The sequence below is a fragment of the Burkholderia metallica genome (assembly GCF_001718555.1).
Classification (GTDB): Bacteria; Pseudomonadota; Gammaproteobacteria; order Burkholderiales; family Burkholderiaceae; genus Burkholderia; species Burkholderia metallica.
The window spans coordinates 1,471,859-1,492,890 of sequence record NZ_CP013403.1 but is presented as its reverse complement, the minus strand read 5'-3'; the positions used below and the strand labels follow the sequence as shown (position 1 = coordinate 1,492,890).

Sequence of the window (21,032 nt, the reverse complement as noted above, 5' to 3'; positions counted from 1 at the left end):
CTGCACAGGAGCAGAAATGACCGCAGTTTTCGTGTTGCACCGTGCCGACGGCACACCTTCTTCAACGGCGTTCCGCAAGCAGGCGTTCGGCGAGCGCGACCCGTTCGCGCAGCATCGCGAGATTGCGTGGGAAGGGCCCGACGCGATGGCCGCGGGGCGCATCGGCTTCGTCGGCGAACTCGACGTGGCGAGCTTTCCGCACATCGAAACGATCGTCGTCGTCGAAGGCGAGCTGACGCTCGAAGCGGCCGCGGCCGCGCCGCTGGTGCTCGGCCCGCGACAGGGCGCCGTCATCGGCGGCGGCACCGCGCTTCGCATCGTCGCGCAATCGCCGGTGCAGCTGATGTTCTGCGCGGCCGCGTGTGCGACGCCGACGAAGCGCGGCGTGGCTGCGCTGCACGAGGACGCCGACTTCAAACCGTCGGCCACGCTTCCGGCCGAGGTGCTGCTCGGGCCCGCACCGCAATGCCGCAGCGACAACGTGTTCGTCGACGACGGCGCCGCGTACTGCGCGGGCACGTGGGATTCGACGCCTTATCACCGGATCGTCCGCCCGCATCGCGTGAACGAGTTCATGTTCCTGCTGGACGGCGGCGTACGGTTCGCCGCGCCCGATGGCAGCGTGCTGTCGCTCGGCGCCGGCGACGCGCTGTTCGTGCCGCGCGGCGCATCGATCGGTTGGGAGAGCGGCGAGCGCGTGGCGAAGTTCTACGTCGTGCAGACCGTCAATGCATCCACCGAACGAGACTGACCATGTCCCCTCCGTTGCGCCACATAGAAACCCAGACCACGCTGCCGGCGTCGGCGGATGTCGTCGTGATCGGCGGCGGCATCATCGGCGTCTTTACCGCCTACTACCTTGCCCGGCGCGGGGTATCGGTCGCGCTCGTCGAGAAGGGGCGAATCGGCGCAGAGCAGTCGAGCCGCAACTGGGGCTGGTGCCGGCAGCAGAACCGCGACGAGCGCGAATTGCCGATGGCGAGCAAGAGCATCGACCTGTGGGAGCGGTTCGCCGCCGAATCCGGCGAAGACACCGGCTTCCATCGCTGCGGGCTGTTGTATCTGAGCAATGACGACGCCGAGCTGTCCCGCTGGGCCAGCTGGGGCGAGTTCGCGAAGACCGCGGGCGTGAAGACGTACATGCTCGACGGCAAGCAGGCCACCGAGCGCGGGCACGCCACGCGGCAGCAGTGGAAGGGCGGCGTGTTCTCGCCGAGCGACGGCACCGCCGACCCGGAAAAGGCCGCACCGGCCGTGGCCGCCGCACTGATGAAGCTCGGCGGCACGGTCCGTCAGCATTGCGCGGCACGCGGCCTCGAACTCGAGGGCGGCCGAGTCGCCGGCGTGGTCACGGAGGCCGGCGTCATCAGGACCCGGACCGTCGTGCTCGCCGGCGGCGCATGGGCGTCGTCGTTCTGCCGCCAGCTCGGCATCCGTTTTCCGCAGGCGTCGATCCGGCAGTCGATCCTGAGCGTATCGCCCGTCGAGCATCCGCTGCCGGATGCGATGTACACGACCGGCGTGTCCGTGACGCGCCGCAGCGACGGCCGCTACGCACTGGCGATCAGCGGCCGCGCGCGCGTGGACCTGACGCCGCAGTTCCTGCGCTTCGCGCCGCAATTCGTGCCGATGTTCGCGAAGCGCTGGCGCAATCTACTGCCGGGCGGCCTCGAAGGGGTGCGCGGCGGCCATGAAACGCTGAAGCGCTGGCGGCTCGACGCGCCGACGCCGATGGAGGCGATGCGCATTCTCGATCCGAAACCCGATATGTCGGCGGTCGCGGAAACGTATCGCCGCGCAGCCGAACTGCTGCCCGAGCTTCGCGATGCGAAGATCACGCACGCGTGGGCAGGGTTCGTGGACAGCACGCCGGACGGCGTGCCGGGCATCGGCGAAGTGGCGGGCGTGCCGGGGCTGATCCTCGCGGCGGGCTTTTCGGGCCACGGCTTCGGGATCGGACCGGGCGCCGGGCACCTGATCGCGGATCTCGCGACCGGCGCGAAACCGCTGGTCGACCCGGTGCCGTATCAGCCGGGTCGGTTCAACGATTCCGCGTGGGGCAAGGTCGCCGACTTTTAGCGCGAGACCGTCGTGCGGACGACGGGGGCGGCGACGGGATGAGGCGAATCGATCCGGCTCGCACGTGTGCGGCTCGGACCGGTGCGTCTCATGCGCGCCGACGTCGACCGGTCTTTGACCGGGCCCCGAGACCAGGCGACCTCGGCAAGCCGTGACGCCTGCCTATCGTCGGCGCCACGTATCGACTCAAGGACACCCAGCAATGAATTCTCCTGTTGTTCACCTGATGCAAGCCGACAAGCTGAATCGTTTCTACATCGACGGCGAATGGGTACTGCCGGACGGCGACGAACGGTTCGCGGTCGTGTGTCCGTCCACCGAGGCCGTGCTGTGCGAGATCCCGCTCGGCAACGCGCTCGACGTCGACCGGGCCGTCCGCGCCGCGCGCGCCGCGTTCGAACGGTGGTCGGCCACGTCGCCGCAAGTGCGCGCTGCCGTGCTCGACCGCGTTCATGCGCTGATCCTCGAGCGCGCGGAGCTGTTCGCGACCGCGCTCGCGATGGAAATGGGCGCGCCGATCAGCTATGCGCGTGCCGCGCATGTGCCGCTCGCGGCTGAACATGTCCGGGTAGCGCGCGACAACCTCGCGCGCTACCCGTTTGCCACCCGGCGAGGGACGACCGCGATCGTGCGCGAGCCGATCGGCGTGTGCGCGCTGATCACGCCGTGGAACTGGCCGATCTATCAGATCACCGCGAAGGTCGGGCCGGCGCTTGCCGCCGGCTGTACGGTGGTGCTCAAACCGAGCGAGCTGTCGCCGCTCAGTGCGCTGCTGTTCGCGGAAGTGATCGCCGATGCAGGCGTGCCCGCCGGCGTGTTCAACCTGGTGAGCGGAAGCGGTGCGGAAGTCGGCGCCGCGCTGTCGTCGCACCCGCAGGTCGACATGGTGTCGATCACCGGGTCGACGCGGGCGGGCGCGCTGGTCGCGCAGGCGGCGGCGCCGACCGTCAAGCGCGTTGCGCAGGAGCTGGGCGGCAAGTCGCCGAACGTCGTGCTGCCGGATGCGGACCTGGAGCACGCCATTGCGCCGGGTGTGGCGGCCGCGTTCCGGAACATGGGACAGTCGTGCAGCGCGCCGACCCGCATGATCGTGCCGCGCGACGTGCTCGGGGAGGTCGAGGCACTCGCCGTCGCGGCGGCGCAGCGGCTCGTCGTCGGCGATCCGTTCGTCGATGCGACGACGCACGGGCCGCTCGCCAATCGCGCGCAGTTCGGGCGGGTCGCGCAGATGATCGACGCGGGCCTCGACGAACGCGCGAAGCTGATCGCGGGCGGGCCGGGGCGGCCTGCGGGTTTCGACAAAGGCTTTTATGCGCGGCCGACGATTTTCTCCGAGGTGCGCACCGACATGACGATCGCGCAGCAGGAGATCTTCGGTCCGGTCCTCGCGATCCTGCCATACGATACCGTGGAAGAAGCGATCGCCATCGCGAACGACACGGTCTACGGGCTCGGCGCGCATGTGCAGGGCACCGACAAGGAGCTTGCGCGCGCGGTGGCCGCCCGCATCCGGGCGGGGCAGGTGCATCTGAACTATCCGGCATGGGACCCGCAGGCGCCGTTCGGCGGCTACAAGCAGTCGGGCAACGGCCGTGAGTACGGGATCGAGGGGATGGAGGAGTACATGGAGATCAAGTCGATCCTGGGGTTCTACGACTGACGCGCGTGCTGCGCGCGAGCGCCGTGACTGGACTGAATCAAATTACTTTCGAAGGTACCGACAGTGGAAAACCCCGCCATCCCCGATACGTCGCTGCAAGCGCATCACGCGCACTGGGCAAAGCTGCGGCGCGACCTGCATGCGCACCCCGAACTGCGATTCGAGGAACACCGGACGGCCGACGTCGTCGCCCGCGAGCTCGAGGCACTCGGCTATGCGGTGTCGCGCGGGCTCGGCGGCACGGGCGTCGTTGCGAGCCTGCCCGGTACGGATCCGGGCCGCGGCATCGTGCTGCGCGCCGATCTGGATGCATTGCCGATCCGCGAAGCGAACGACTTCGAGCATGCGTCGTGCACGCACGGGATCATGCACGCGTGCGGCCATGACGGCCACACCGTGATGCTGCTCGGCGCCGCACGCGTGCTGAAGTCACTGCCGCAACTGCCGGGCACCGTTCATTTCGTGTTTCAGCCCGGAGAGGAGGGCGGTGCGGGCGCGCGCAAGATGATCGACGACGGCCTCTTCGACCAGTATCCGACGGAAGCGGTGTTCGGCATGCATAACTGGCCCGGCTTGCCGGCCGGGCATTTCGGGTTGCGCACCGGCCCGATCATGGCAGCGGGCTCCCGGTTCAGGATCACGGTGACCGGCAAGGGCGCGCACGCGGCGCAGCCGCATCTGGGCATCGATCCGGTACCGCTCGCGTGTTCGATGGTGCTGCAATGCCAGACCATCGCGGCGCGCCACAAGGACCCCGTGGATCCGGCCGTTATCTCCGTGTGCATGTTCCATGCGGGAACGACGGACAACGTCATTCCCGACACTGCCGAGCTGCGCGGGACGATCCGCACGCTGTCTTCGGCATTGCAGCAAAAGCTGCAGCGCGACGTCCAGCTCGCGTGCGAGGGGCTTGCCGGCGCCTACGGTGCGCAAGTCGAAGTCGATTTTTTTCAGTACTACCCGGCCACCGTCAACACGCCGGCCGAGACGGCGCTCTGCGAATCGGTGATGCGCGACACGTTCGGCGACGAACGCGTGTCCAGCGACGTGCCCCCGAACATGACCTCCGAAGACTTCGGCTTCATGCTGGAGGAGCGGCCGGGTGCTTACGTGCTGATCGGCAATGCGCGGGACGGCGCGGCAGCGCCGGCACTGCATCACCCGAAATACGATTTCAACGACGACATCATTCCGGACGGCGTCCGGTATTGGGTTGCGTTGGCGCAGCGTTACTTCAGGCAATCGCCGTGATGGACCGTTCCGGCGTCGACGATGCTCGATGGCACCCGCGCGATTCCGGTGCATCACGGCTCCATGATGCCGGCGCGAGCGATAGGTCGAGCGTCGAATTCTTCATACGGGCGCTGCCGTAACCCCGCGCATTCCCGCTGGCGGCGAGACTCGCACCCATGCTCGATCGAGGCTGTCGCAATCGCGTGCCCCGGAAGGTGTTCCGCGTGCCGGCACGGGCCTGAAGTCGGCACGCCGCCGCGTCTACCTGGGTGACCTGTGCGGTGCATGCGATTCGCACCGCACGGGCGGGTGATTGACGCAGATCATCCGCGCGCTTCGCGAGGGCAATACAGTCGACTCGAGCGCTTGCGCGATGCGGGACGAGACTGCGCGCCGAGCGTATTCATGCCGCCCGATCGCGGGCGGAACTCGATACGTTGCGGGGCACGAGCGATGAAACAACGGTTATGGGCGGTTGGCGTGCTGCTTGCATTGGGAGCATGCGCCGACGCGGAACGAAACGCGGCCTTCCGGTCGACGGAAACGCAATTGTTCGCGACGCGCGAGGCTGCGGCGCTGCAGTGCTCGACGCCTGCCGAATGCGACCGTGCATGGACCTTCGCGCGCCGCTACATAGAAGCGTACTCGTCGACCCGGATTACGCGCGCTGACGCGGACACGATCGAAACGGCGGCTCCGTTTCTCGCCGGAGAAGTGTACCTTTGGGCCTCCCGCACGGCCTCGGGCGACGCTACGATGATCCGGCTCAAGGCGATGTGCAAGGGCATGTACGACAGCGACGGCGGCCCCGGCTGGCGGTACGACGCGTGCGCGACGAAGATCCTCGACATCGAGCGAGGCTTCCGGTCATACGGGAGCTCGGCGCGTTCGTCCGACGCGCCGACGACGCCCGTCGTGCCGCGATGATCCGGCGTCTCGCACCCACTCGCGTGCCGATTTGCGCGTGATGTCGAACCGTTGACCTCCGTCAACGCCCGCTTCCGGCGAACGCCGATGATGAAAACCAATCCGAACGCCGCCGGCGCGTCGGTTCATCCAGCGAGGTCGGTATGTACACGAACATCATGGTCGCCGTGGACGGCAGCCCTTCATCGCAACGGGCGCTCGACGAGGGCCTGAAGCTGGCGCGATCGCATGGTGCCCGTCTGTTCGCCGTTTTCGTCGTCGACAAATCATTGCTGATCACGTTCGGCGGACGCATGGACCCGGACGCATTGCTCGCCGAGATCCGGCGCGACGGCGTGTCGGTCCTGCGACAAGCGGAACGAACCATCGCGCATGCGGCAGTCAACGGCGAGACGGAACTCGTCGATACCGAGCTCGGCGAGAGTGTCGCCGAACGGCTGCAGCGCTACGTCGCCGAGCGGTCGATCGATCTCGCCGTGGTCGGAACCCATGGGCGGCGCGGGGTCCGGCGGCTGCTCCTCGGCAGCGTCGCCGAACGTTTCCTGCGCGGATCGAGCTGCCCGGTGCTGCTCGTGCGCGGCAGCGACGCAGCACCGGCCGCGGCGGCGGCGTAGAGCCGCCATGCACGCGGCGCCGCCAGCCGGCGCCTGCCCGTGCGCAACCTGCCGAGGTGACCATCATGCAGATCTCCTTTCCTTCCGAACATCCGACGTATTGCGGCCTGGATCCGGCACTGACCTTTCCGGCGCTGGTCGAAGGCCGCCGCGTGCGCTGCGCGATTACCGCGGAAGCGCTGGAGGATCACTTCCGCGCGGCGTCGCCGCGCGAGCAGGATCTCGTGGAGGCGTTTGCCCGCCACCGTCCCGCGATCGAACGCGCCGCGCGGTGCCTGCTCGAGGAGATGGACGGCCGGCCGATCCTGCTCCACAGCGGCTATTTCCGGTTCTGCACCTGAGCGCCCGCAGCCTTTGACGCGCATCAAGCGCACGCCCATGCGGGCAGTTACGCTGGAATCCTGATGATCGTTCGTCCGTTGCATGGCACACGGTGCCGAGCCAATCCGGTCTTCATCATGGCGTCGCGCGGGTGGGGCGAACGCGCGGGCCGCCCGTTTATCGTTCAAGGAGTAGAAACCATGAGCAATGTCACGCGTTACGATCCGTTTTCGATCGAACCCGTCGCCGACCTGTTTCAGGGGCTGTTCAGGCCGCTGCGCGCAATGGCGCTGACGGACGAGCCCGACCTGGCTTCGATGAAGATCGACGTGACGGAAAGCGACGATGCGTACAGGGTCAACGCGGAACTGCCGGGCGTCGCCAAGGACGACATCGACGTCCAGGTGGCGGGCAGTACCGTATCGATCAACGCGAAGATCGAGCGCGACAAGGAGCAGAAGGATGGCGAGCGTGTGATCCGGCGCGAGCGCTACAGCGGTGCGATCAGCCGTTCGTTCTCGCTGTCCGGCGAGATCGACGACGCGAATGCAACGGCGGTATACCACGACGGTGTACTGTCGCTGACGCTTCCGAAGAAGGCGCCGGTCGCACAGAAGAAACTGGCCGTCAGTTGATCGGACGGCCGGCGAGGTCCGGAATTCCCGGCCGCGCGCGTGCAACGCTCGATATGTGCGGCGGACAGGCGCGCCGCGGCCCACAGGAGTGCAGGCGATGAAGACCGACAAGCAGTTGAAGCAGGACGTTCAGGACGAACTCGAGTCAGACCCGGCGATCGACGCGACACGTATCGGTGTCGAGGTCCTCAACCGGATCGTGACGCTCTCGGGTCATCCGCCGAGCTACGCGGAGAAACTGGCGATCGAGCGGGCGGCGAACCGCGTGGCCGGCGTCAAGGCGCTCGTCGTCGACATGACCGTGCATCTGCCGGACGACGACGTGCGCACCGACGAGGACATCGCGAGCGCGGTGCGCTCGGTGCTGCACTGGACGGTCGGGCTGGACGACGACGCGGTCAAGGTGCAGGTCGAACACGGCTGGATCACGCTGTCCGGCAGGGTCGAATGGGCGTACCAGAGCCATCTGGCCGTGCGGGCGATCTCGCAGATGCGCAGCGTGACCGGCGTGACAGACCATATCGCGGTGCAGGGGACGATCGGCTCGGCAGACATTGGCGGCAACATCAAGCGCGCGATCATGCGCCATGCGGAACGCGAGGCCAAACACATCGCGATCGAGGTGCGCGACGGCACCGTGCGACTGTCCGGCAAGGTCGGCTCGTTCTCCGAGCGCAAGGCCGTTCGCGGGGCGGCATGGTCGGCGCGCGGCGTACGCGCCGTCGTCGACGATCTGGTCGTCGAGTAACGCCGTCAACCCGCAACCCGATGCGCAGCCCGCATGGAAGGGGGAACCCAATGTCACTGTCAGGCGAGGTACATGATGCGGACTGGTCGGTGGCGATCGAGACGATCGCCACCGGAACGGGCGGCTACCGTTGCAGGATCCACGTGACGCTGATGTCGCCGGAGGGCGGATGTGCGCGCACGTTCGTGCACAGCCGGACCCACGACACCGAGCGCGAAGCCGCGTTCGACGGGCTGCGCGCCGGGATGGCGTGGGTCGAGATGAGGAAGTCGAACACGTTTACGGTCTGAAGCAGCAGCGGTCGCGAACGCGTCGTCCGCGTCTCGGTATTTCGTTCGGCATCCGATGCGACACACGCCGAAAGCGAACGTATCGAGGTGTCTGGCCGTGCGCCCGGTTTCGTGCGGCAAGCGGCGCCCGGGCGCGGGACCGGTGCTTCGTCGCGCGCCGCGTGTCTGCGCTGCCGCCCCCGGTACTGGATGCCTCGGCACGGCACGGCCGTGCGCGGCTTCAGACGGCCTTGCACGCCGACAGTTGCAGCGCCTGCGCGAAGCGTGCCAGCGTGGCGATCGATCCCGTCACGCTTTCGTACCGCTCGCGCCCGATCTGGCCGTCGAGGATCACGAGCATGCCGGCGTCACGTGCGAGGGCGACGAGCGCCAGTGTGTCGAGCGCGGGTGCGTTGGTGCGGGCGGCCCGATCGCCCGGATCGGGAAGATGGGTAGCGTGTGACATGACGATTCTCCTGATGGCCCGGAATCCGGACACCGCGCAGCAGTGATCCGTGAATCCAGTATCGTTGCTGCGTCCGTGCGATTCAATCGGCGTGCCCCGAAGCTGCGGTAGGAATCGTGCGGCGGGCGTCGGCGGATTCCTACACGGCACGCGGCTTAGGCTTAGGCGTCGTGCGGCGTCGCACAGTGCGTCGCCGCGCATACCAACCGCCGATTGCGCGCCAGATGTCGGGGGCGGATTCGCAGTAGGTGAACAGGTCGAGATCGCAGCGATCGATCATCCCTTCGTCCGCGAGGAAGGCCAGGTCGACCGCGCGCCTCCAGTACGCTTCGCCGACGAGGATGACCGGCAGCGGCGGGATCTTGCGCGTTTGCAGCAGCGTCAGGACTTCGAACAGCTCGTCGAACGTGCCGTAGCCGCCGGGGAAGAATACCGCCGCCTTCGCGCGCTCGAGCAGGTGCAGCTTGCGGATCGCGAAATAGTGAAACCGGAAGCAGAGATCGGGGGTGATGTACGGATTCGGCGCCTGTTCGCGCGGCAGCTCGATGTTGAAGCCGATGCTCGGCGCGCCGCGCTCGTACGCGCCGCGGTTCGCGGCCTCCATGATGCCGGGGCCGCCGCCGGTGACGATGGCGAGCCGCGCGGCGCGCGCGCACCGGTCGGCGTGGCCGACGATGCGCCCGAATTCGCGCGCGATGCGGTAATACACGCTGTGCTCGACAAGCCGGCTCGCCGCCGCGACGGCACGACGCCGGCCCGCATCGTGCGGGTGCGCCGCGAGCAGGCGATTGGCCTCGTTCAGCCGCGCGTTCGCGACGGCAGGGGCGACGATGCGCGTGCTGCCGTAAATGACGACGGCATGACGGATGCGTTCGTTCTGCAGGCGTTCCTCGGCCTTCCAGTAGTCGAGTTGCAGCCGGATGCCGCGCATCCCTGCGCGCTGCAGGATGGTTGCATCGTCATCGACGGCCGGCGTGCGATTCGGGCGGTTGGCGCAACGCGGCGCACGATGCGGAATACGCTGGACGCCGTCGCTGCGGACGACCGCGTCGGGCCGCGCGCGTGCGCGTTCGCCTCGCGCGATACCGGCTGGAATGCGTTTGACTGCGGTCGACATGCGCTGCGGGGCGGCGGGCCGGTTACTGGCTCAGCACCCATTGCACAAGCTGATGCGCGTCGTCGGCGGACAGCGGGCCGCCGCGATCCTCGGCGGACGGCATCGGCGTGTCGCCCCAGTGCACGCTGCCGCCGACGCGCAGCTTGCGCTCCAGTTCCGGCGCGGCCGTCGGATCGCCGCGGTAGCGCTGCGCGATGTCGTGGAACGACGGCCCGAGGAACGTCATGTCGGACGTGTGACAGAACATGCAGTGCTGCGCATTGACGAGATCGGTCGGCTCGGGCACGGCCGTCTGCGCGGCGGCCAGGTTGGCGGCCGTGACGATCACGCAGAAGGCAGCGTAACGCGGGAGGTTCATGTTGTCTTTCCTCGTCCGGATCAGATGGGCCGCGCCGTGCCGCCACGCGCGATCAGGAGACGACTTCGTCGAGCGGGCGGCGCGGCGAATGCGACGTATGCGGGCCGCGTCCGACGCGCAGCAGCAACTGCGGCTCGCCGTGCAGCCCGAGCATGTGACGCAGGTGGGCGCGCAGCCCGGCCGTCTCGATCGGCTGGTTCAGGTACGACGCCGTATAGCCTGCGCGCGTAGCGACGAGCAGGACGCGCTCCAGCGCCTGTCCGGCGGCGAGCCACGCGTCTCGATCGTCGCGCATGGTCGAAATGCATACGACCAACGGCGACGCGCCGACGAGCTGGTGATGCAGCGCGGCCAGCCCGTTGCCGAGATCGAATGTTCGTACCGCCATCGTCACGACGGGTGCCGCGAAATCCAGCAGCGTCGGCACGCCGGCCGCGAATGCCGGCATGCCGTCGACGTGCCGACGCGGATCGATCCAGCTCGCCAGTTCGCGACGAAAGCGCGGGTCCGCGAACTGCTGCTGATCGGCCTCCGCGACCAGCTCGGCCACCCGGGCGCGATGCCCGATCGAATCGACGCAGGCGACCTCCGCGCCCTCCGCGACGCCGGCCGCGATCAGCTCGCGCTGCAGCGCGTCCGGCACGGCCGTCGATTCGAACGGCGCACGCGTCGTGACGCGCTCCGGAATTGCATCGAACAGCGCGCCGAGTGACGCGTCGGAATAGCCATCGTCGCACACCCGGACCATCGCCAGCAGATCGGGATCGACGTCGGAAGGGAACGTGTTGATCGTGTGAGCAAGCCCGGCGTGATCGAGCGCGACGCGCAAGTTGAGCAGGGCCGCACCGCAACTGATGATCAGCTCTCGATCGAACGGATCGATGACGGGCAAGGCGCGCACACGGTCCGCGCAGACCGCGATCGTGGGGCCGTCGACGATGAAACGCCACGGCTGCGAGTTGTGGCTGGACGGGGCCAGCACCGCGTAGGCCAGCAGCGACCTCAGATGGTCCTCGGGGTGGGTGCTTGCGGCAAGGGGGGGAACGGATATCATTCGATCATCTCCTGGTCGCCACACGGGGGGCGTTATGCCATTTCATCGTGGCAGCAACCGGCCGGCCGCCGTTGACCCACGTCAACGGCCCGTCACCGGGCCATGCGTTCGCGACGCGGATCGACTAGCGTGGAGATGTCAAGCGTACGAACCGGCGTGCGCGGGGAGGCGAGCATGCTTGCGATGATGTTTGACGGCACGACACCGCATTTGCGCGAGGCGCGTGTGCCGGATCCGTTTCCGCGGGCGGGCCAACTGCTGATCGACGTACACGCGTGCGGCGTATGCCGGACGGATCTCCACGTCGTCGACGGCGAGCTCGCGCATCCGAAACTGCCGCTGATCCCGGGGCACGAAATCGTCGGCACGGTGCGCGCGCTCGGCGCGGGCGTGACGGGCTTCGCCGTGGGCGACCGCGTCGGTGTGCCGTGGCTCGGCTCGACGTGCGGCCATTGCACGTATTGCACGACGAACCGTGAAAATCTGTGCGACAGCCCGCGATTCACGGGCTATACGATCGATGGCGGCTATGCCGAGTGCACCGTCGCCGACCACCGGTACTGCGTGCATCTGCCACTGCGCTTCTCCGATCTCGAAGCCGCGCCGCTGCTGTGCGCGGGCCTGATCGGTTATCGAACCTTGCGCATGGCGGGCGACGCGCGGCGCATCGGCATCTACGGCTTCGGCGCGGCGGCGCATCTCGTCGCGCAGGTCGCGCATTTCGAGGGGCGGAAGGTGTTTGCGCTGACGAAGCCCGGCGATACGGTCGCGCAGCAGCTCGCGCTTTCATTGGGCGCGGCCTGGGCCGGCGGCAGCGACGAATTGCCTCCCCAGGCGCTCGACGCCGCGCTCATCTTCGCGCCGGTGGGAGCACTGGTGCCGGCCGCGCTCCGCGCCGTCGACAAAGGCGGGATCGTCGTATGCGGCGGTATTCACATGAGCGATATTCCGAGCTTTCCGTACGCGTGGCTGTGGGGTGAGCGCCGCATCGTGTCGGTCGCCAACCTGACGCGTACGGACGCCGTCGAATTCATGCGGATCGCCGATACGATGCCGTTGCGGGTCGAGGCCGTGCGCTATGCGTTGACCGACGCGAACCGCGCGCTCGACGACTTGCGCACGGGGCGGTTGTCCGGGGCGGCGGTGCTCGCCCTGCGCGGCTGACGCGCTCGCCGCGCACGCAACGCGATCAGATTCGCCCGAGGCCTTCCGAATCGACGATGCGAATCTGCTTGCCTTGCGCCGCGACGAGCCCCTTGTGCTGGAACTTCGACATCATTCGGCTGACCGTTTCCAGCTTCATCCCGAGATATTCGCCGATCTCGTCGCGCGTCATCCGCAGCACGAACTCGGCGGCCGAGTAACCGCGCGCCTTGAAGCGAGTGGAAAGGTTCAGCAGGAACGCGGCCACGCGCTGCTCGGCGGTCATCGTGCCGAGCAGCAGCATCAGCGCGGATTCGCGGACGATTTCGCCGCTCATCATCTGGTACACGTGATGCTGCATCGGGCGCACTTCACGACACATCTGCTCGAGTTGCCCAAACGGAATGATGCAGACCGTGCTGTCCTCCAGCGCGATCGCATCGCCGTTGTGGTGCCCGGTGTGCACGCCGTCGAGCCCGAGCGATTCACCGACGATCTGGAAGCCGGTGATCTGCTCGTCGCCGTCGCGATGCATCACGATGGTCTTGAACGATCCGGTCCGTACCGCATAGATGCTGTGGAACGCGTCGCCTGCGCGAAACAGCGTTTCGCCGCGTCTGACGTGCCGCGTCGTGCAGATCATCGCGTCGACACGCGCGAAATCGTCAGGCGAAAGGTCAGCCGGCAGGCAGACGGTACGCAACGCGCACGTGGAACAACGGGACGCGGCGCGTTTCGGTCGTTCCGCCGGTTCGACGGGATGCAACGGAATGAACGGGCGTAACGGCATGGTCGGCGAAACATCGGCATTGCTTTGCATGATCGGCTCCAGTGCGTGGGGCGGCGGCGACGTCTGCCGCCTTCCTGATGGGGAACCGCGCCGCACGGGCCAGGAGACCGATACGACGGTATCGGCGGTGAAGCAGCCTTTGCTCAGGGCGGCGCGCTTGCTTGTTTTTCTTGATACGCAGTATGGATGGCGCGCGGCACGACGGAAATCAGCGGCAATTGAAGATGCGGTAGGACACGTGGAAGTGTTGTAGGACGTTTCCTACAGCGGAGCGGCATCTTGTCGCTAGCGGCGAGCCCGTTTCGTCTGGCTGAATGCGTCGGCAGGCGGGCCGCCACTCAACCGCAACGGGCGCCGATTCGGTTGACCTGACTCAATGCCGGCGGCGATGGCGGGCGCTATCTTCGATATCGCGCGACGCCGCGTTGAAGCATCGCGAGCAGATTGATTCGCGATACGGTCGACTGGTTGCGAGTCGGAAGCATGGCCGTCGAGCCGAAGGCCGGAAAGAAGTGGGCGGAACTGGCGCACGCCGCTCGTGCACTCGCGCGGTTCGGGGAATTTTGCACCGTGACGGAAAGCGTTCGTCACGGATATCGATGGCCAGTTTGGCGCCACCCGGTCGGCACGCGCAGTGGCAAGCCACTGACGCAGCGGCGGAGTGTGGTCGTCGAAGCATGCCAGCCGGCTGCGTTGCCGTATCAGAGTTCGTCCGGGTCGTCGAACAGCTTGTGGCGCATCGCATAGCGCACGAGCGCCGTGTCGTTCGGCATTTGCATCTTCTCGAGAATCCGCGTCTTGTACGTGCTGACGGTCTTCACGCTGACACAGAGCGCTTCCGCAATTTCGGAGATCGACTCGCCGCTGGTGACGCGCCGGAACACGTCGAATTCACGGTCGGACAGACGCTGGTGCGGCAGGAGGTCGGTCGGCTCGTTGAGACTCTGCGCGAACTGTTCGGCCATGGTCAGGCTGACGTAGACGCCACCGGCCGCGATCTTGGTCAGTGCCGCGACCAGCTCGGCGCTCGCGCTCTCCTTGGTCATGTAGCCGGACGCGCCGGCGCGGAACGCGCGCACCGCGTATTGCTGCTCGGCGTGCATCGTCAGCACGAGGATATGCAATGCGGGTTTCTCGTCCTTGATCTGCTTGATGAGTTCGACGCCGTTTCGGCCGGGCATCGACAGGTCGAGCACCAGGACATTCGCGGGGGTGTCACGCACGAGCGCGATCGTGGACGCACTGTCGCGTGCTTCGCCCGCGACCTCGAACCCGCTCGCGCTCTGCAGGATGTGCCGCAAGCCGTCCCTGACGAGTGCGTGATCGTCAGCGATGAGTACCCTGATCATGACAATACGTCTCCTTGCTGGATGGCATGAAGCGGTAGCGCCACGGTAATCGTGAAGCCCGTTCCGGGTCGGTTGTCGATCGTCACCGTACCGTCGAGCATGTGCGCGCGTTCACGTATGCCGATCAGCCCGAACGACGGACGATCGCGCTCGTCGTGAGCACTGTCCGGCGCGCCGTGACCGTTATCCGCGATGCGCAGCAGGCAGTAGCCTCCTTCCATTTTCAATGCGAGCGTCACCTGCGTCGCATCGGCGTGCCGCGCGACATTGGTGAGCGCTTCCTGCACGATTCGGAACAGCGTCGTGGCAGCCGCGCTGGTGAACGCGGTATCGACTGGGGCGATGTCCCGCTCGACCGCGATCCGGTAGCGATGCGTGAAATCGTTGGCCAGCCACTCGATCGCCGGGATGAGACCGAGATCGTCGAGCATCACCGGCCGTAGATCGGCCGCAATGCGTCGAACCGACGCCACGGTCGAATCGATCAGGCGATGCATGCCGCCCAACTGCTCGCGCACGCCGGTGTGGGGGGCGACGATGCCCGCGAGCCCCAGTTCGACGGCGGAGAGATCCATCTTGAGCGCCGTGAGTTGCTGGCCGAGGTCGTCGTGCAGTTCGCGTGCAATCCGCGTTTTTTCTTCCTCCCGTACGTTCTGCAGGTTGGCGGACAGATCGCGCAGTTCCTCGCGTGATTGCCTGATGGCATTTTCGGCGCGGACTCGCTCGGTGACGTCGCGCAACATGACCGTGTACAGCTTGCCCGTGCCGTCGCGAATCTGCGATATCGACGCCTCGATCGGAAACTCCGAGCCGTCGCCGCGCAGGCCGAACAGCACGCGCTGCTGTCCCATCTGGCGCTCCGACACGCCCGTCACGCCGAATTGTTCGACGTGCCGCGTGTGCGCGGCGCGGAAGCGCTCGGGGATGAAGCGGGAGAGCGGCGCGCCGATCGCCTCCATCGCGGAGACGCCGAACACACGTTCCGCGGCCGGATTGAAGATCACGATCGTCTGGCCTTCATCGACGGTAATAATGGCCTCCATCGATGACCGTATGATGCCCATCATCCTCGCCTCGGTCGGCTGGCCGTCGCCGACCGGGACAGTTGCGGACGTTCGCCTGACGCCGACCTGCTGCACGAGGGCGGCCAGTATCAGCGACAGCGCAAATCCGGCCACCAGCACGGCCATCGTGGATCCGGACGTGTCGGCGGGCGGCGCACTGTAGCGCAGCGAGAGCGGTGCGCCGCCAAACGTCAACGCGTCCGTTCGCATGAGCATGTCGCGGGCGCCGGTGGCGTCGTCGCCGCTGAACCCGCCGGAATAGATGGGGGCCGCCGGGTTGTCAGCCGTGATTTCCATGTGCAGACGATTCAAGACCGATGGCTCGACAAGACGCTCCGGATCGAGCGCCGCATAAACATATCCCGTCGCGCGCGCATGCTGCGGCCCGAACGAAGCCTCGTCTTCAGCGTTCGCATAAATCGGCAGATACAGCGTCAGCGCCGTGCGAGCGATCGTCCCGTCCGCGCTGTCCCGGATCGCACTCGCGGCCAGCGCGGCGTTGCCGGTTTCTGCCGCGCGCTGCAGCGCCCGCCGGGTCGCCTGATTGTCGTCGGCGGCGCTCGGTTCGATTCTTCCAAGGCTGCGGACGGGCGACTGCAAACCGTCCAGATCGAGACTGGCGAGGTAGCGGCGCCATGCGTCGCCGGATTGACGCACGGCCAGCGTCGATACGAAGCCGCGTGCGCCGCGCAAAACGGTAGCGGCGCCAAGGAGGCTGCGCCGGAAGTCGGCCGTGGCCAGCGTCGCCGATTGCGTGAAGCGAGCTTGGACGGCTTCCTGCGCCCGGTTCTGCAGAAGCCGGGCGCACGCAAATGACGCAGTCAGGCCGAGCGCCAGCGTCAGCAGCGCGGCCAGGGTCGCGTAGCGCGCGGGCCGAATGCTGTGCGGATCCGGCCCGGCCTTGAAGGAGGGCGCATTGACTGTCATGTCCGTTCATCCTGACGGATTTCGCCGGCGGCTGGCGAGCGGCGGGCCGGATGCGAGGCACGAACGCGGTGCGGGACGAAACTGCGATGTCGCCCGAAATTGTGCGCGTTTTGTCTGGGTTCGCCAATCGGGACCGATGCGCATGGCGGCTGCCGTGCGGGCTTGACCGGCGTCAACCGGATGATGCGCGGCGGGCCCAGACTGGTTTGGCATTCCAATCAAAACCCGACGCCACCAGGGAGGCATCATGTATGCAAGGATCTTCGCGGCACTCGACGGCAGCCGCAGCTCGCGGCTGGCGCTCGACGAGGCGATCGCGCTCGTCCGCGATTCAGGTGGCCTGATCGTTGCCGTGTGCGTGGTATCGGACGCGCCGCGACTGACAGTCGTCGACAGCGGCTATATCGACCGGCGCGATCCGGCGGGACTGGATGCGGACAAGGCCGCGATCGCGGTGGCGGACGCCGAGACCGCGTTTCGCCTGTGCGGTGTGCGCGGCACCGCGCACACGATCGACGCGTGCGGCGAGGACGTGTCGTCCGTGCTGGCGCGAGCCGCCGCCGAATGCGACGCGGACCTGATCGTGATGGGCACGCACGGACGCTGCGGCGTGCGCCGCGCGGTGCTCGGCAGCGTCGCCGAATCGCTGGTGCGCAGCGCCGACCGGCCGGTGCTGATCGTGCGTGAGGGGCGGGGCGCGTGTGCGGCCGTGTTGTGACGGGAGAGGGCAACCGCGGGCGGTTGCCCCGTGGTCGTCCGTACGGCGTCAGTGCGACAGCAGCACCGGCACCGTCATCGTCTCGAGGACGGTGCGCGTCGCACCGCCCAGCACGCGCTCGTGCATGCGCGCATGGCTGTACAGGCCCATGACGAGCAGATCCGCATGCAGGTCGGTTACCCGGTTCAGCAGCGTCGCGCCTACGCCGACCGACCGGTCGCGCGGCGTCGTCGAGAACGACGCGCGCACGCCGTGCCGCTCGAGGTACGCGGCCACGTCGACGCCCGCGGGCGTCTTGTCCGGATCGGGCTGCCCGCGAACGACCGTCTCGACGTTGACGAAGCGCGCGCGAGCGAGCAGCGGCAGCGCATCCGCCATCACACGGGCGGCTTCGCGCCCGCCGTCCCAGCCGATCAGCACGTTCTCGCCGATCGTTCGCACGTCGCCCGCGTAGGGCACGACGATCGCCGGACGGCCGCTGCCCATCACGAGATCCTCGACGAAATGGCGCGCCACGTAGGTCATGCGATCGTCCGGGTCCTCCTGGCCGAGTATCAGCAGATCGACGTGGCGCGCGTGCAGAATGGCGGCGGCGGTCGGGTCGCCGGTTGGCGCCTGCCATTCGACGCTGCGTCCCGCGCGTTCGGCGGCCGTCAGGAATTTCTCCTCGACCTCCGTGCGCCGCTGGTCGCACAGGCGCTCGTAGACGGCAAGCTTCAGCGGTTCATCGGGTCTTCGCAGCGGTTCGAAGAGATCCTGGCAGACCACGTAGAGGCCGATCAGATGCGCATTCCAGCGTGCCGCGAGGTCGAGCGCGAGGTCGACGCGGGTCGCGCAGCGCTCGCTGTCGTCGAGGTGGACGAGCAGGGTCTTGTAGCTCATGACGGCTCCTTTTCGGTTGATGCCGCGACGGTCCCGGCGGGTTTTCCGGACGGGCAGCCCGCCGGAATCATCAGTACAGGGCACGTGGCCAGACGTAGCACGCGCTCGGCCACGCTGCCGAGGAAAAGGCGCTGAACGCCTCGCCGGCCGTGCGTGCCCATGATGATCAGGTCGGCCTCGATTTCGTTGGCAAGACTGACGATCCGGTGCGGGATGTCTTCGCCAGCCGGCGCGACGTTGGAGATCTGCGGTGTGCCGGCGACGTCACGCGCTTTCAGGCGTCGTGCCGCGTCCTCGGTAACGCGCAGCCCTTCCTCACGAAAGGCGTCGACCAGAATCGACGGGTCGTAGCCGTACATGTCGTAGGCCGGCACCAGGAAATCAACGACGTAGACGGGAGTCAGCCGGGCACCCGTCTCCGACGCGATTGCCAGCGCGGCGTCGAGTGCACGGGACGACGTTTCGCTGCCGTCGAGCGCAACCAGAATGTTCGAGTACATGGCATTTCCCTTGAACGGAGGTGGATGAGATCATCATCGGCGCGTGCGCGCCGGTCGCGCTGATCTGGATCAATCGTCGCGGGGGGCGCGCAGCACATCGGTTGCGGCGCGCGCGGCGATCCACGCTTCGTTGGTCGGCTCGACGACAACCGTGACCGAGCTCGACGCGGACGACACGACCTGCGCATGGTCCGCGTTCGCGTCCGCATCCATTTCGATGCCGAGCCACGCGAGCGCCGCGCAGATCCGCTCGCGCAACACGGCCGAATGCTCGCCGATGCCGGCGGTGAAGACCAGCATGTCGAGGCCGCCGAGCAGCGCGACGAGCGCACCGGCTTCGCGGACGATGCGGTGCACGAACAGCGTCAGTGCATCGCTGGCCAGTGCGTCACCTGCGGCTTCGCACGCCAGCAGCACACGCGGGTCGCCGGAGGCGCCCGACACGCCCTTGAGGCCCGACTCGTGGTACAGCATGCGACCCACTGCTTCGGTGGACAGCTTGCCGGCCTCGATCAGGTGCAGGACCACGCCGGGATCGAGCGCCCCGCAGCGTGTGCTCATCATCAGCCCGTCGAGCGCCGAGAAGCCCATGGTCGTCGCGATGCTGCGGCAGTCGCGCATCGCGCACAGGCTGGCGCCGCTGCCGAGATGGGCGGCGATCACGCGGCCGTGCGCACGTGCGCCGAACCGTTCGTCGAGCGCGACGGCCAGATATTCGTACGACAGACCATGGAACCCGTAGCGGCGCACACCCTGGTCGAACCACGCATGCGGTAACGGCAGCAGTTGCTCGGCGCGCGGTAGCGTGCGATGAAACGCGGTATCGAACACGGCGACCTGCGGCACGTCGGGAAACGCGTCGCGCAGCACGTCGATTGCATCGAGACTGTGCGGTTGATGCAGCGGCGCGAGCGGCGTCAGCGTGCGCAGCGCGTCGAGTACCGCGTCGTCGACGACTACCGGGTCGACGTACCGGGCGCCGCCGTGCACGACACGATGTGCAATCGCGCCCAGCGCGATATGCGGCAGCTGCGAGCGGATCCACAGCGCGATCTGCGCGAGCACGGCGCGGTACGGATCGCCCGCGCGCAGCGGCAGCGTGCCGCCCGGGGCAGCGTCGAAGCGGATCGATACGCTGTTGCCGGTTGCGACCGCTTCACCCTCGTGCAGTGGCCGCCGTGCCGGATCGCCGTGCGGCGGATACGCGAAGACCGCGAATTTCACGCTCGACGAGCCGGCATTGACGACGAGCAGCGCGAGCGTACGCATCGGTCGGCTCAGTGCGACATCAGTATCGGGAGCGTCATCGACGCGAGCACCGTGCGCGTGGCGCCGCCCATGACCAGCTCGCGCCAGCGCGGATGGCCGTAGGCACCCATGACCAGCAGATCGGAACCCGTTTCATAAGCACGCGAAAGCAGCGTGTCGCCGACCGCTTTGCCCGTGCCGGCATCGATGTCCAGCACGTTCACGTCGTATGCATGGCGCGCCAGCATCAGTGCGGCATCGGCGGCCGGAATGCGTGTAGTCGCCGCCTCCGAATCGCCATCGACCACGGCGACGACCGTGGTGCGCTTCGCATGCTCGAGAAACGGGAGCGCATCGTGCGCGGCGCGGGCGGCTTCGCGGCTGCCGTCCCATGCGACGAATACCCGTTCGCCGATCGACGGGAATTCGCCGGTGTACGGCCAGAACAGCACCGGGCGACCGGCGGACAACACGAGGTTCTCCGGAAACTGGTCGTCGATGTAGGTTTCGGGATCGTTCGGGTCGCTCTGGCCCGCAATCACGAGGTCGGCGAGACGCGCGGCGCGCGGCACGGCCACGTTCGCGCGCTCATCTGCGCGAACCCAGGTGGCCGGCACTTTTGCACGTGCGGCTTCCGCATGGAACAGGCGTTCCAGTGCGGCGCGCCGCTCGTCGCGTTGCTCACGGTGCGCGCGGAAATAATCTGCGGAACCAGCCATGACGTAGAACGAATGTGGCTCCGGCGTGTAGACCGCGAACAGCCCGGTGAGATGCGCACCAAAGCGCCGGGCAAGACGCAACGCCAACTCGAGACGCGAATGCGCGCGGGCGCTCGTATCGAGGTGTACGACCAGGCTTTTGTAGCTCATCGGAATCGCTCCTTCGACGGGGGATCCGCCAGTGCAATCCAGTCTACGAAGCAGGCTTTTC

Annotated in this window: 23 protein-coding genes; 12 read left to right on the top strand and 11 right to left on the bottom strand. The window is 67.5% G+C overall.

Translation table 11 applies throughout. The features are described from left to right. Nucleotides 1-16: 16 nt before the first annotated feature. The 10 genes from WJ16_RS26340 (at nt 17) to WJ16_RS26295 (ending at nt 8,507) form a co-directional block, all read left to right on the top strand. Nucleotides 17-751, top strand: a complete 735-nt coding sequence (locus WJ16_RS26340; protein ID WP_069259970.1) for a cupin domain-containing protein — start codon at nt 17-19, stop codon at nt 749-751. A 2-nt stretch (nt 752-753) separates the two neighbouring features. After that, nucleotides 754-2,079 (top strand): NAD(P)/FAD-dependent oxidoreductase, encoded by a 1,326-nt coding sequence (locus WJ16_RS26335; protein WP_069259969.1) that lies wholly within the window; start codon nt 754-756, stop codon nt 2,077-2,079. 202 nt (nt 2,080-2,281) lie between these two features. After that, entirely contained in the window at nt 2,282-3,739 is a 1,458-nt protein-coding gene (locus WJ16_RS26330; RefSeq protein ID WP_069259968.1) for an aldehyde dehydrogenase family protein, read from the top strand. A gap of 63 nt (nt 3,740-3,802) precedes the next feature. Continuing rightward, nucleotides 3,803-4,990: a M20 aminoacylase family protein gene (locus WJ16_RS26325; RefSeq protein WP_069259967.1), complete on the top strand. Its 1,188-nt coding sequence runs from the start codon at nt 3,803-3,805 to the stop codon at nt 4,988-4,990. 387 nt (nt 4,991-5,377) lie between these two features. Then, nucleotides 5,378-5,899 (top strand): hypothetical protein, encoded by a 522-nt coding sequence (locus WJ16_RS26320; protein ID WP_236858335.1) that lies wholly within the window; start codon nt 5,378-5,380, stop codon nt 5,897-5,899. Between the two features lie 143 nt (nt 5,900-6,042). Beyond that, entirely contained in the window at nt 6,043-6,513 is a 471-nt protein-coding gene (locus WJ16_RS26315) for a universal stress protein (RefSeq protein ID WP_069259965.1), read from the top strand. Nucleotides 6,514-6,578: 65 nt separating this feature from the next. Next, on the top strand, nt 6,579-6,854 hold the full coding sequence (locus WJ16_RS26310) for a DUF1488 family protein (RefSeq protein ID WP_069259964.1): 276 nt from the start codon (nt 6,579-6,581) through the stop codon (nt 6,852-6,854). Between the two features lie 180 nt (nt 6,855-7,034). Beyond that, nucleotides 7,035-7,469 carry an Hsp20/alpha crystallin family protein gene (locus tag WJ16_RS26305; RefSeq protein ID WP_069259963.1) on the top strand — a complete coding sequence of 145 codons (435 nt, stop codon included), beginning with the start codon at nt 7,035-7,037 and terminating at the stop codon, nt 7,467-7,469. A gap of 97 nt (nt 7,470-7,566) precedes the next feature. Further along, nucleotides 7,567-8,217 (top strand): BON domain-containing protein, encoded by a 651-nt coding sequence (locus tag WJ16_RS26300; RefSeq protein WP_069261142.1) that lies wholly within the window; start codon nt 7,567-7,569, stop codon nt 8,215-8,217. A gap of 50 nt (nt 8,218-8,267) precedes the next feature. Next, on the top strand, nt 8,268-8,507 hold the full coding sequence (locus WJ16_RS26295) for a hypothetical protein (protein WP_069259962.1): 240 nt from the start codon (nt 8,268-8,270) through the stop codon (nt 8,505-8,507). A 220-nt stretch (nt 8,508-8,727) separates the two neighbouring features. On the opposite strand, the gene WJ16_RS26290 is transcribed toward WJ16_RS26295, so the two are convergent. From WJ16_RS26290 to WJ16_RS26275, 4 genes are all read right to left on the bottom strand, one after another. After that, entirely contained in the window at nt 8,728-8,952 is a 225-nt protein-coding gene (locus WJ16_RS26290) for a hypothetical protein (protein ID WP_069259961.1), read from the bottom strand. 139 nt (nt 8,953-9,091) lie between these two features. Beyond that, nucleotides 9,092-10,069, bottom strand: a complete 978-nt coding sequence (locus tag WJ16_RS26285) for an LOG family protein (protein WP_069259960.1) — start codon at nt 10,067-10,069, stop codon at nt 9,092-9,094. A gap of 22 nt (nt 10,070-10,091) precedes the next feature. Then, nucleotides 10,092-10,427: a c-type cytochrome gene (locus WJ16_RS26280; protein WP_069259959.1), complete on the bottom strand. Its 336-nt coding sequence runs from the start codon at nt 10,425-10,427 to the stop codon at nt 10,092-10,094. Nucleotides 10,428-10,479: 52 nt separating this feature from the next. Continuing rightward, nucleotides 10,480-11,481 carry an Acg family FMN-binding oxidoreductase gene (locus WJ16_RS26275; RefSeq protein WP_069259958.1) on the bottom strand — a complete coding sequence of 334 codons (1,002 nt, stop codon included), beginning with the start codon at nt 11,479-11,481 and terminating at the stop codon, nt 10,480-10,482. A gap of 174 nt (nt 11,482-11,655) precedes the next feature. Between WJ16_RS26275 and WJ16_RS26270 the strand changes: the two genes are divergently transcribed. Further along, entirely contained in the window at nt 11,656-12,645 is a 990-nt protein-coding gene (locus WJ16_RS26270) for a zinc-dependent alcohol dehydrogenase family protein (RefSeq protein WP_069261141.1), read from the top strand. Nucleotides 12,646-12,670: 25 nt separating this feature from the next. Here WJ16_RS26270 and fnr read toward each other — a convergent pair whose 3' ends face one another. The 3 genes from fnr to WJ16_RS26255 all read right to left on the bottom strand — a co-directional run bounded on the left by fnr (nt 12,671) and on the right by WJ16_RS26255 (nt 16,754). Next, nucleotides 12,671-13,444, bottom strand: a complete 774-nt coding sequence (gene fnr / locus WJ16_RS26265) for a fumarate/nitrate reduction transcriptional regulator Fnr (RefSeq protein ID WP_069259957.1) — start codon at nt 13,442-13,444, stop codon at nt 12,671-12,673. 671 nt (nt 13,445-14,115) lie between these two features. Further along, entirely contained in the window at nt 14,116-14,763 is a 648-nt protein-coding gene (locus WJ16_RS26260; protein ID WP_069259956.1) for a response regulator, read from the bottom strand. Further along, entirely contained in the window at nt 14,760-16,754 is a 1,995-nt protein-coding gene (locus tag WJ16_RS26255; protein ID WP_069259955.1) for a PAS domain S-box protein, read from the bottom strand. The genes WJ16_RS26260 and WJ16_RS26255 overlap by 4 nt, the downstream gene beginning before the upstream one ends. Before the next feature lie 247 nt (nt 16,755-17,001). On the opposite strand from WJ16_RS26255, the gene WJ16_RS26250 reads away from it, so the two are divergent. Next, a complete protein-coding gene (locus WJ16_RS26250; RefSeq protein ID WP_069259954.1) occupies nt 17,002-17,472 on the top strand; it encodes a universal stress protein in 471 nt (156 codons plus the stop codon). A gap of 48 nt (nt 17,473-17,520) precedes the next feature. Here WJ16_RS26250 and WJ16_RS26245 read toward each other — a convergent pair whose 3' ends face one another. From WJ16_RS26245 to WJ16_RS26230, 4 genes are all read right to left on the bottom strand, one after another. Continuing rightward, nucleotides 17,521-18,354, bottom strand: coding sequence for a universal stress protein (locus tag WJ16_RS26245; RefSeq protein ID WP_069259953.1), 834 nt, complete (start codon nt 18,352-18,354; stop codon nt 17,521-17,523). After that, nucleotides 18,351-18,854 (bottom strand): universal stress protein, encoded by a 504-nt coding sequence (locus WJ16_RS26240; protein WP_069259952.1) that lies wholly within the window; start codon nt 18,852-18,854, stop codon nt 18,351-18,353. The genes WJ16_RS26245 and WJ16_RS26240 overlap by 4 nt, the downstream gene beginning before the upstream one ends. 69 nt (nt 18,855-18,923) lie before the next feature. Beyond that, nucleotides 18,924-20,123, bottom strand: coding sequence for an acetate/propionate family kinase (locus WJ16_RS26235; RefSeq protein WP_069259951.1), 1,200 nt, complete (start codon nt 20,121-20,123; stop codon nt 18,924-18,926). A gap of 8 nt (nt 20,124-20,131) precedes the next feature. Next, complete coding sequence (locus tag WJ16_RS26230) at nt 20,132-20,971, bottom strand: universal stress protein (protein ID WP_069259950.1); 840 nt, start codon at nt 20,969-20,971, stop codon at nt 20,132-20,134. Between the last annotated feature and the right edge of the window lie 61 nt (nt 20,972-21,032).